Below are 11,705 nucleotides of genomic sequence, written 5' to 3'. Positions count from 1 at the left end.
TAATTTGCTATATAATCTTAATATCCTCTATGTATCTTCTAACTTTAACCATAATTTATGTGTCCTTTTCTTAATCGTATCATTCTGATAACGCTTCAACTTTTCAATACTCAAACCCTCGCAGCGATTAAGTACTTTTCGATCCCCAAGACCACCCTTATGAATCAATCCTTCCATTAGCTGCTTGATATTATCCTCAATTACCTTAAACGAAGCCTGCTGCGCTGGACGAAGAATCAGAGTCGAGATCGACCAATTGTCAGGTCTAGCGACTTCTAGTATGTATACTGTACTTACTGCACCCGTAATCTGCAAAGGATCTCAAATATTATTCAGACCGCTTCTCGTATAAGTGAGCAGTATGTATGTAACGAGGGACTTACTTTATATCAGAAGTATTCCCGAAAAGATTTCTGCAAACTATAATTGGCATAAGGACGAATGCTCCACCATGTACGGATAACAAAACAAAGCATCATACCTGTCCACTCTTAGTAACCTATCAAAACATGAAGGGGTAGAAAGCACTAATCGGAGGGTACCGAGTTTTATATCTGTGGAAAACACATCCCTATCAAGATAGTGCCGTCCATGCATCAAAGCTCGATAAAAATGGTGAATCCCATCTCTGTTGTGAATATGAGCCTGATATTGGAACATTCGATAGAGAGCAAGCTTAATAAGTATTTAACAGAATCATAATTACTGTTTGATCTCTTTAGCTGCTAGAAATTAATGTGCTGGTAAAGATTCTAAACCTACCTAAGTCAATCAATGAACACTTGTATTTAGATTTAATACAACAACAAATATTGATGTCTTAAATAAGTCATCAATCGTGAAGAAACCCTGTACTTTTTTTCCAAAGTACGGGTTCCTCAATTTCAAGTGGTTATTTCAAAAGTATAATGGAGAGATTACCCGGTTTCTACAGGCGATCCAGGTGGATCGCCATCTTCTTCATGTTCTGCACAGCTGCTATCATCAGGGCCTGTTCCCTGACGTAAAGCGGCAATAGCGCGAAACCCATGGATCTCTCTGGCATCTGCGAAGCTTCGCTCAATTGTTTCTTTTCGTTTTCGGTAGAGATATTTCCCGGATCGACTCAACCGGTTGCCCCGCACCCACTCTTTGCTGTCCTCCCAAACATGAGGGTTACTACCTTTCGGTGGTTGCCACACCTTGCGCATTCGTTTAATAACGGGCAGTTCTTGCAATGCTGTGGATCAGAAGCGTACTGCCGGTATCCCTCGCGGTTGGTCGTCTTGTACGGTAATTCATGCTTCGCCGGACACACATAAACATAACGCTGTGCATCATATGTGAACTTCCATTTGGAGAATAAACCTTGGGTCGGGTGAAAATCTTCGGTAAGCAATAACGGCAAAAATGCTTCGGCTTTGCAGTCCTTTGCAGATGGGTGAAGTTAAATACCCGGAGTCCAGAGCAACGGCTTCGACTTTAAAGCCAAATCGTTGTTGTTGACGATCCAAACGAGATAAATACGGTACAGAATGAATCATGGACATTACCAGCAGTAAGCGGGATTGCTCTGAATCTCACCTTCGAGTTAACGCTTGGAACGGATGCCATAAAAATAACCGAGAAGAATCATCTTAAATAACACGACAAGGTCGATAGCAGGCCGCCCATTATTAACAGAAAAGCGGACGAACCTTTTCGTCGATGAAAGAGAAACCGATATACTTGTCCACTTTACGGAGCAGATGATCTTGAGGGACCAATTCTTCAATCGAAACAAATTCATAAGCCTGCTGGTTTTCTCGGTTCGAATTGCAACATATTTAACACCCTCCGAACCAGTTTATTCACTAGTATTAACGCGGTGTCGTATTAAATTAAATGTACAAGAAAATAGCTGTCGTGACTTTCTCGACAATTTGAACACTTTCTCATTTTAGTTATAAAAAGACAAGGTTTTATGTGTTTTGTGTTTTTCTGACTTTAATACTTTTCTCAATCATGTAATTGATAACTTTATCAGTTTGTACCATGACTACAGGGTTTCTCGACAATCTGATTCTATTTTCAATTAACAACATCAAGTTCATCTAAACATATTGACTTCATGTACTCTTCTATGTCCCGATACGTAAGCTTCTCCGAGCTCAAAGTATTACTTATATGTTCTTTAGTAAACAAATCAAAACCATCACTCTTTACTAGTACTGCCCTAATATTTCGAAGGACTGATGCTGTTTTTATCGCAAGCTCATGTAATGATTCGCAATTAATATGGTATAGTTCTCTCGAATGTGGAAGAGCGTCCTTACGGATTTTACTCTTATAACTGATTAAACAAACATCGATATTAGAATCCTCAGTTGCATTACAGTTTTCTAGTATCCACTTTTTATGGCCACTTGCTTGTCTACACGCCTCAATGTAGATGGGGTCTTTCTCATTTTCTTCTGTTTTTGCCTCAAAACCCAAGTATCTATTCCTTAACGACCAAATACCATCCGGTGTTCCATCACCACTTGGTTTTTCTATATCGAATCCTAAGTACTGCCCAAGTAATGCTAAGCCTTGTTCAAATTTATTGGCATCATTATTATTAATTAATTCAAGAAATTGTTTCATATTTTTTTCAAATTTTTGCCCCTGTAGACCTAATCCACTAAGAACTTCATCAATGTTTTCAACTTGCATTGACAAATAAGGGTCTACCTTCGGTACATCTTTATCAGCAGGAATGTGGTGAACTAAATCCGATAGCCATGAAACTGCATTTGTACTTCTTAGTGCAGTAGAATAGTATTGCTTGTCTAAATTCGAATCAATCGGAAGAGCACTCTTTGCAAGGTATGCAACATTTCCCGCCAAGTAATTCCACCATGCCCGATAACCATCTAGCTCCCTACCACCGCTTAAGTTTTCAATTACAGATTTCACCTTCTCAAGAGCTCGATTCAACTCTTTCTTCCATAGTGCATAAACAAAATCGACCTCGTTCTCTACACTCAATACTAACTTTTTAACCTCCGGCTTAGGCTTCTTTTCGTACTCTTCACGTATCTCAGTAATTGCATCATTAATTGAGCCGTAGTATTCCTCATCCGTAATAAAGTCATTCATAAAGTCAACCATTTCATCGACAGTTTCGATCTTCTCGGAATTTTCCAAACCAAACTCTACTTCCGCTTGAATCTCGGGATGGAAACCAATTCGATTCTCCACTTTTGCACAAAATTTCATAAGATTTGAATCTATCATAAGGACGTTGGCAAAATCGTCACTTGAACGAGTACAACGGCCGAGGGCTTGAGTGATTCTTGTCTTGACCAGTTCATTCAATACAGAATTAGCATTTAATCTGTTCCACATAAATGCTTCTTGTAAATTTGTTGCCTCAGGCATGCCGAAAACAATTTGTAACCGACAGATATCACCTGATAAATCAATCCCATCATACCTGTTAGTCAATATGAGCACAGCTTTTTTCTTCGAAATGAAGGCATCCAAGCTATCCTCAATATCACTTGACTGAAGAATAGTGAACTTTGGCAAGAATTTCTCAACCTTAGATTTGAATAATTGAGCGGCTCTATTATCTGGACATAGTACTAGGGCTCTCCCTTGGTTCCTAATTGCTTTCAATGCAACTTGAATTGACTCATCTTGATTAAAGACCCTATTGGGAAACAAAATTAACCTACGTCCATTACTATACTTATCCCAGCCTTTTGGAATTGGTATCTTGTTAATCTTGCTGACTCCAGTTATTCTCTCAAGTTCGCCACCATCGCCGAGTGTTGCTGACATATAAATTCTATGTTTTGCCTTGCTAAAAGCCGAGTGTGTTTGAGTAGGCGAAATAAGTGGTCTGATATTAATTTCTCCCCATGAAAAGAACATCTGGCATGCTTCTAGATGTTCATTAATCATTGACCATGCATACTTAGCGTTTCCACAATCGGCAATGTTTGCTTCAATTAACTCAATCAACTGGGGTAACTTTTCCAAATACCTTGGATATGGAATAAGGTCATAAATTGGCTTGTAAAATTCATTATCATCATTCATTATTCTGTTATAATGGTAATCATTAATATCATCTCTAAACAATTTAATAATGCTTTCAAAAACTTCCCTATTCTCCTTCCTCTTTATCTCGGTTGTCCAGAGTGAGGAGATATAGTTTTCAGCTGAATGTGCATCATCAAATATAATTGTATGAGCATCATTCAGCTTCGGATTTGTATTATAAACTGCGCTGTATGTCGTAATAGCGATGGCTTTGTTTGTTACATAATCACCGTATTCATCATCAGGATAGCTACTTTGTGAACCAATTAGCAAACTAGCAGGTAAACCATATTCTTTTGCCTTGGCATATACTTGACTAGCTAATTGTCGAGTAGGACACAAATACAGGACCTGTTCTTGCTTACATCTCCTACGATACTCTGCAATAAGTAATGCAATCAGAGTTTTACCTGTGCCAGTGGGCAATTCAATTGCTATATCCTGTTTTGCATTAAAATTATTATAATATTCTCGTAGAATGTCTGCTTGTTGAGACCATAGGCCCTTCACATTAGGTATCTGCAACTCTCTAAAAATTGATTCAGGATCTTTCTCAACAACTTTACCTACTTTTGGTTTAACGAACTCAAATCTCTTCCTCTCTGTCAAAACAAACTCCCCTTCCTGATCGCCTACAAATTGTGATAATATTCAACTTAACTTCATTTTATTCGCTCTCAATTGAAAAGTATGTCGAAACATGTAGTTTGAAATACCTAAACAGCACGCCCCTCCATAATGCGCACTCAAAAAATTACGCTATAGTTATACGACTATTATCCTACCCAACCAACCCTATCAATCCTGTGTCAAACATCATAGCAACAAACGGGCTCCTAGCTTTCTTAGGCTTAGAGTATACAAATACTCAATCTCTCAAAAAGGAAATTTAAAGAGCACAAATTTAGGTGAGACTCCATCAAACAACCAAGATAGTACTTAAAAACGTAGCTGAATCCAAAAGGAGCGTTCCTGACTTCGACAAAACCTCCCGAAGAAAGCACCGGATATTAAAGCAATTTTCGTGCCGCAATTGAGGTTTCGAAACTGCATTTAAGGCTGGTAAGTTGAAAAGCTCCTCGTCATACGGATTGCCCGGATCTTTAATCAGCTGCACGACCATCCCCGGCTTCTCGAAATTAAAAAGCCCATGGATTAATCCATGGACTCTGCTGAATATCCTATTAACATCTTTACGAATTTAATATCAGCCGGAGCAAATTCATACTCTCCAAGCTCTGTTGGATATACCCACATATATTCGTCGTGATCAACTAACATTATTTCTCCACTCACAAATTTAGCCTTATGGGCATACAAGCGAATATGTGTCGATCCATAATAATGGTCATGTTCACCATACGACTCATACGGTTGAATTTGAATATTCATTTCTTCTTGCAGTTCTCTCTTTATACAATCTTCAACCGATTCATTATGCTCGATTTTGCCACCGGGGAACTCCCATAAGCCTTCTTGTGACTTTCCCTTCTTACGTTTGGCTATTAAGATTTGACCGACTTCATTTTCAATGATGGCCGCTGCTACCGCGAGCATCGATTCACCCCCTACCCAATAGCTTTATTTGCTGCCGGTACTAATTCCGGAGGCATCTCTTCTTTCAACCTCCAAATAATACTCATTGGTTTATTGCCTTCATGCTTCACATACTCGGCTTCTCCTAAGAACACAAAGGGCGAAGTGTAATTATTCTCCTCTTTGTATTCACGGACAAATAATGCAATTCTGTTCTCCGTCTGTCTATGATGGATATATCGCTTAGCCGTATTCGTTTCTTCCGAAATACGACTTTGTGTTTGCCAGTGAAACAGGTGTTCATTCATGGCGTAATCTTCATACAAAGTAGAAGGAGAAAAGTCCTTGTCGGATTTATTTAGCGTAATAAAGAAAATATCCGTTTTCTTATCCTCGAAATATTTCACACCCTCGCGAAAGGCTGGGGCCTTCTCTTCATTCCAAAAACCAAAAGCCGCCAAAATTTGGTCCGTCGAATATGTGCAATGTAAGTCTAATGGACATACAAATGGGAACTCATTCTTTTTATCTACAAAGTTAATGTGTTCGTAATTATGCTTTAATATTTCAACGATCTCATCCCTAAATTCTTTACAGAAAACAATAGACTGAATAGCCTGGTTAATGTCCAGAAACCCTTGTTTCTTCGGTTCTGATCGGTAGAAGGTATAATAAAACATATTTAACATCAGTCGTTCTTCTTCTGTATGTGCGGATTTCCCAGGATCCTCAAGATAGTCGATTAAAAAACTTAGGAGTCTCCGGGAGTTTATGCTTAATAAAGCTGGAATACGTTTTGTCAGATACTCCATATTCTCGAATTCGAATGGTTTAATCAAACCCGCCTCAGCCATCAATCCTCGTAGTGTCCGTTTCCCGTTACGTCCACCGTATAACTCGTAAAGACTCATTACGTGATAACGAGTAAAATGATCTAGTGTCAGGCTTAATCCAGTATCTTCTGTAAAGTGTTTTAGCTTCTCAATAAGACTTCTCTTATTGATTGTGGTTTGCTTAATATTTCTCAGTATGTATTCCTGAGCTTGCCTCTCAAGCTGAATAAAGCTTCCACGTGGCAGGCTCGAGAAACCATTCTCGACATAATGCTGTATAGAATGCTTTGTTTTACCAAGCAATGCTCTAAACTTCTCCTGGAAATTATATTCTTTATGGGCTTGCCCAATAAAATCAAGAACCGTTAAACATTCTTTTCCTTCTGCCAAACGAAGTCCACGGCCAAGTTGTTGTAAGAATACGGTCAAGCTCTCTGTGGGACGAAGGAATAAAACCGTGTTAATCTCCGGTATATCTACCCCTTCATTATAAAGATCAACAACGAAGATCACTTTGATTTCCCCTGAAATTAATCGTCTCTTCGCAAAGTTCCGCTCATCGTTGCTTGACTTTCCATGCAAGGCAATAGCTGCTGTCCCCGATTCATTGAAAACTTTAGCCATATAGTGTGCATGAGCAACACTCACGCAAAAACCGAGGCTCTTGACTTCATCCAAATCGGTAACATATTGCTTTAGACTATTTAAAACTTGGCTTGCCCGAATTTTATTATGGGAATATAAATTTTCAAGCTCATTTAGATCGTATCCTCGCCTTGACCATTTGACCTGGGACAAGTCAACACTATCCGTCACACCGAAGTAATGAAAGGGACAGAGCAATTTTCGGTCAATTGCATCTGTTAGGCGAATCTCTGCCGCAATCGTATCATTAAAGTACTGCAAAATATCTTTTCCATCCATTCGCTCAGGCGTAGCTGTCAAACCTAATAAAATTTGTGGCTGATAATATGCCAATAGCTTTTGATACGAAGGTGCCGCAGCATGATGAAACTCATCAACAATAATGTAATCATAAAAATCCCGAGTGGTTTTTTCAGTAAGTTTTAGACAATTGAAGCTTTGGATACTAATAAATAGATGATCAATCGAATCGGCCTGATTACTCCCTACGTGAAGTTCTCCAAAGTTCAGGTCCTTCAGTATAAAACGGAAGGTGTCCAAACTTTGCTTTAAAATTTCCTCACGATGGGCCACGAAGAGTAATCTCGCCTTTTGATTTCGGTTGGTAAACCGTTTGTAGTCGAAAGCGGAAACAACCGTTTTTCCGACTCCCGTAGCTGCTACTAGTAGATTTCTCGTTCTTCCATATATCACTCTCTGAGCCTCGAGCTTCTCAAGGATTTCCTTCTGGTAATCGTAAGGCGTAAGGGTAAATGGGAAGGTTAACTGATTACGCTCATGTTCTTTCTTTTTGCCCAATGCCTGCTTGAGGAGCAATTGATGCTCCTGATCCGCAAAGGAAAAACTTTTAAATTCACGATCGTTCCAATAACTCTCAAAAGTTGCCTCTATTTTCCGTAGGACGTCATAAGAGTCCTTCTCCGTAACCTTCAAGTTCCATTCTAAACCACTCGTAAGGGCTGGATTCGAAAGATTAGATGACCCGACGTAAGCTGTAGTAAACCCAGTGTCTCTTTTAAACAAATATGCCTTCGCATGTAACCGTGTTCGCTCTGTATCGTATGAGATTTTGATTTCTGTGTTCGGGAGTTTACTTAATTCTGTCACAGCCTTGTAATCCGTCGCTTCCATGTAGGTCGTTGTTATGACTCGTAAATGGCCCCCATTTGCCGTGAACTCCTCTAACTGCTCCATTAGGAAGCGTAGCCCGCTCCATTTAATGAAAGAAACCAGCAGATCAACCTTATCCGAGGTAATAATCTCTGCTCTAAGCTCACTCATCATATTAGGTTCAGAATGGGAACCCGTAAACAATGAACTTTGAGACAAAGGTGTTGTAGGACGATGAACCTTTGTCTCCTTGATGCCCCGAATATGATTTAGTTTGGAATAGACGTGGGTTAAAACCTCACCCTGTTCATCAAGCTGCCACTCCCTTAATTCTTCATTGTCCAGAGTGTTACGTAGAGTGGCAATAATTTCATTACAGGCACGTACCTGTAAAAGGAGTGCTTCATCATCATTGCTACTTTCCCGAATGATTTTCAAAGCTCTTCGAATCACTGTAGCTAAGTAATTCGAGAGCACCTTGCGTGCTTCCTCCGGATCTAATGGCTCAATCCCAATTTCGTATAAGGAACTATCCAAAGTCAATAATTGTCTTCTAGTAAGATTATTTATTATCTGCTCGTAAAGTCCCTGTTTCATATAGCAGCAACTCCTTAATTATTTGAGCAAGCGATTTAATATTTGAAAACCCCCTCATCACTGAAGGGGTCCCTGCTTCTGCTCTTTACGTTCCCATAGCCTTGCCTCCAGCCGAGGATCAATATCACGTAATGCCTGCAGACCTTCCGGCTGCGTAACAAATAAATAATCCCCGGCGAGAACCTTTACCTCGGCTCCTCGTTCGATCGCATCTTTCAAATGGAGTGCCAATAAACGCACTCCTGACTGCATCACGAAGGAAGTCATAATATAGATTCCAGAAACGTTTCTGCATCCCGGTGATTAAATCGTCTGCTAAGTTTTCTGTAATTAGTTTGACATTAAGCGTTGTCGTCGACATCGATTAGATACACCCGTTCTTGGAATCCGCCTCGAGCTTCTACCTTTTTCTCTCTCAAGGCTTCAAGCTCTTCCCATGTTGCTCCATGTACAACCGTCAACGCCCGGATAACCTCAAGCATATCTGCAAGCTCTTCCAACGATTCCTTAGAACTTTCAGCGGCAAAGTACTCTTCCGACTCTTCTTTAAGCTTTATGATCAATTCTTTCTTATACTCTTCCTCATCCAAGATCCGTGTGCGAAATTCTTTGCCTGTAGATTCAATGACTTGGGGAATAAGATCCCGAACTAACTTATTGTGAACTGGCAAAGATTCTCATCCTTTACATGGTTAATTATGTAATCCAATTGTATCATAACGCAAAATCGTTCAAAGATTCTTTTAGACCTCCGATATTACATTTAGGAGATATCCGATTTCTCGATAGGGTTTATTTATCGGGATACCCCATTATCTTTTATTTTGTTAACCTTTATTTTTTCAGGATCGTATTGATCGCCTTCTGCAGTACTTTCAACTTCCGCATGGATAACATCATAGGAATCACACTCAATACTCCTAGTTCAATTAGCCCTTATATGTGACTTTTGATACATTCAGGTCTTTACACTAAGACGATAGTAAATGTATGATTCTAGGAGGTTCTAACAAATATTTATGACATAAGAGGGGCGACATGATGAGGTTGACGTTGAGTAAGAAATTATTTTTGGGGGTTCTGGCAGTCATTTTGATCCTCGCTGTTACAGTTGCTATCAGCTATACGAGAATCACGGCTGTGAATACGGTCTATGGTAATTTAATTGATGATAAGGCGCGGAAACTCATTATGATCCAGGAGTTGGCGATGGCCATAAAGCAAGAGAAGTTAGCACTTCGTGGTTATTTAATTCTCGGCAACGAGGAATCGTTGCAGGAAATATCCGATTCTCACGACAACTATTTGAAGCTAAGTAAGAATCTCGGGGACATCATCGTTTTGCCAAAAGCAAAGGAGCTGCTCAGTGAGCTAAACGAGATCGAAGAACAATTCTATCAGCTGGCCGGCGAAGAAGCGGAATTTAAGAAGCAAGGAAATACCGAGGCGTATATAAACTTGGTGAAAGGCGAAGGACATAAGATTACCGAAGAATTCGATCAAAAGACGGAGGAGTTTACTTCTTATCAGCAAAATATCCTGGATAAAGGACATGAGGATACGCTGGCTACCGTTCAATCGATCAAGACTTGGGTGCTAATACTGGGTATTTTCGCCACTTTATTAGGTATAGCCATTGCGGTTTATTTGGGACGTTTGATTAGCAAACCTATTGTAACTATTTCGGAGGCTGCCAAGAAAATTGCATCCGGTGACCTGACGATACCGAAGCTCAAGGTGAAAAATAAAGATGAGATCGGCGAGTTAGCAGCTTCCTTTAATCAGATGTCCGGGAACCTGCAGGATTTGATCCATCAGATCAATCTAAATGCCGAACAAGTGGCAGCAACGGCAGAAGAATTGACGGCCAGCTCTGAGCAGACCTCACTCGCGGCTGAACAGATCGCTGCTTCCATGCAAGAAGTAGCAACAGGCGTCGATAATCAGTTTAAGACGATCGGCGAGTCCTCCCATTCGATTAATGAAATGTCCATGGGTACTCGCGAAATCGCCCAAAATACAAAGAGTGCATCCGCTGCAGCAGTCGAGGCTCATGAAAAGGCAGCGGAAGGGGCTCACGCCATTCAAACGGTAGCAGAGCAGATGCAATCCATCCAACATACCTTTGGTGAATTAGATGAAGAGATAAGACGGCTGGGCAATCGTTCGAATGAAATTGGCCAAATAGTAGAAGTGATCAAGGAGATCGCCGCCCAAACGAATCTACTAGCATTAAATGCATCGATCGAAGCGGCTAGAGCAGGGGAATATGGACAGGGATTTGCTGTCGTGGCATCAGAGGTCCATAAATTAGCCGAACAGTCGGCCTTATCCGCACAGCAAGTATCGACCTTAATTAATTCGATCCAGAGCGAAACGAGCCAAACGATTCATTCCATGCAAGTCGCAAGTAAAAAGGTTGCAGCAGGAATCGGTGTAGTAAACACAGCAGGGCAGTCTTTTGAACATATTCAAGAATCGGTTCATGCTGTTACAGCTCAAATCCAGGAAGTATCCTCAGCAGTACAACAAATGTCTGCAGGAACGGAACAGATGGCTCACTCCATGCAGTATATTACAGAAGTATCGGAGAACACTGCGGCTGGTACGCAGGAAGTAGCTGCCTCTGCAGAAGAACAACAAGCAACCATGAAGGAAATTTCCATCGCCGCTCATTCTTTATCCGATATGGCTGAGCAGCACCGGACAACCTTGGAGAAATTTACTGTTTAGTCCATTTAGTAAGAACAGCGGCCTTCGCGGTTGAAGGACTAGGAAGAACCGGCCTGAGGTACCTACTACTATGACTATGGAGTCAACAAGGTAGTACTCGGTCTCGTGGAGCTTGCATCCGATGTTTTTCACCTAGCCGTTTGCTTTAATGTACATAACTTTGCAAAATAAAAGGCCGTAGACTTTACCATCTACGGCCTG

At 40.5% G+C, this 11,705-nt stretch carries 7 protein-coding genes and 1 pseudogene; 1 reads left to right on the top strand and 7 read right to left on the bottom strand.

Annotated features, from left to right (window positions below; genetic code table 11):
* Positions 1–27 precede the first annotated feature (27 nt).
* From AM231_RS29390 to AM231_RS00795, 7 genes and pseudogenes are all read right to left on the bottom strand, one after another.
* Positions 28–315 (bottom strand): hypothetical protein, encoded by a 288-nt coding sequence (locus AM231_RS29390; RefSeq protein ID WP_054400880.1) that lies wholly within the window; start codon positions 313–315, stop codon positions 28–30.
* Positions 316–928: 613 nt separating this feature from the next.
* Positions 929–1,805 (bottom strand): annotated as a pseudogene (locus AM231_RS00815) (transposase).
* Between the two features lie 244 nt (positions 1,806–2,049).
* Positions 2,050–4,659, bottom strand: a complete 2,610-nt coding sequence (locus tag AM231_RS00810) for a DEAD/DEAH box helicase (protein WP_054400879.1) — start codon at positions 4,657–4,659, stop codon at positions 2,050–2,052.
* Between the two features lie 546 nt (positions 4,660–5,205).
* A complete protein-coding gene (gene mutT, locus AM231_RS00805; RefSeq protein ID WP_054400878.1) occupies positions 5,206–5,607 on the bottom strand; it encodes an 8-oxo-dGTP diphosphatase MutT in 402 nt (133 codons plus the stop codon).
* 11 nt (positions 5,608–5,618) lie between these two features.
* A complete protein-coding gene (locus tag AM231_RS00800; protein WP_054400877.1) occupies positions 5,619–8,771 on the bottom strand; it encodes a DEAD/DEAH box helicase in 3,153 nt (1,050 codons plus the stop codon).
* 57 nt (positions 8,772–8,828) lie between these two features.
* Complete coding sequence (locus tag AM231_RS29800) at positions 8,829–9,023, bottom strand: phospholipase D-like domain-containing protein (RefSeq protein ID WP_242615032.1); 195 nt, start codon at positions 9,021–9,023, stop codon at positions 8,829–8,831.
* A gap of 89 nt (positions 9,024–9,112) precedes the next feature.
* On the bottom strand, positions 9,113–9,442 hold the full coding sequence (locus AM231_RS00795; RefSeq protein WP_054400876.1) for a nucleoside triphosphate pyrophosphohydrolase: 330 nt from the start codon (positions 9,440–9,442) through the stop codon (positions 9,113–9,115).
* A 382-nt stretch (positions 9,443–9,824) separates the two neighbouring features.
* On the opposite strand from AM231_RS00795, the gene AM231_RS00790 reads away from it, so the two are divergent.
* Entirely contained in the window at positions 9,825–11,504 is a 1,680-nt protein-coding gene (locus AM231_RS00790; RefSeq protein WP_242615031.1) for a methyl-accepting chemotaxis protein, read from the top strand.
* Positions 11,505–11,705: the final 201 nt, after the last annotated feature.

It is taken from the genome of Paenibacillus solani (assembly GCF_001277345.1).
Classification (GTDB): Bacteria; Bacillota; Bacilli; order Paenibacillales; family Paenibacillaceae; genus Paenibacillus_AQ; species Paenibacillus_AQ solani.
The sequence above is the reverse complement of the archived record's forward strand: the minus strand, read 5'-3'. Positions and strand labels throughout refer to the sequence as shown.

Bases quoted from the DNA above. Each gene is read 5' to 3' on its own strand.
- mutT (WP_054400878.1), bottom strand. From the start codon at position 5,607: ATGCTCGCGGTAGCAGCGGCCATCATTGAAAATGAAGTCGGTCAAATC.
- AM231_RS00800 (WP_054400877.1), bottom strand. From the start codon at position 8,771: ATGAAACAGGGACTTTACGAGCAGATAATAAATAATCTTACTAGAAGA.
- AM231_RS29800 (WP_242615032.1), bottom strand. From the start codon at position 9,023: ATGCAGTCAGGAGTGCGTTTATTGGCACTCCATTTGAAAGATGCGATC.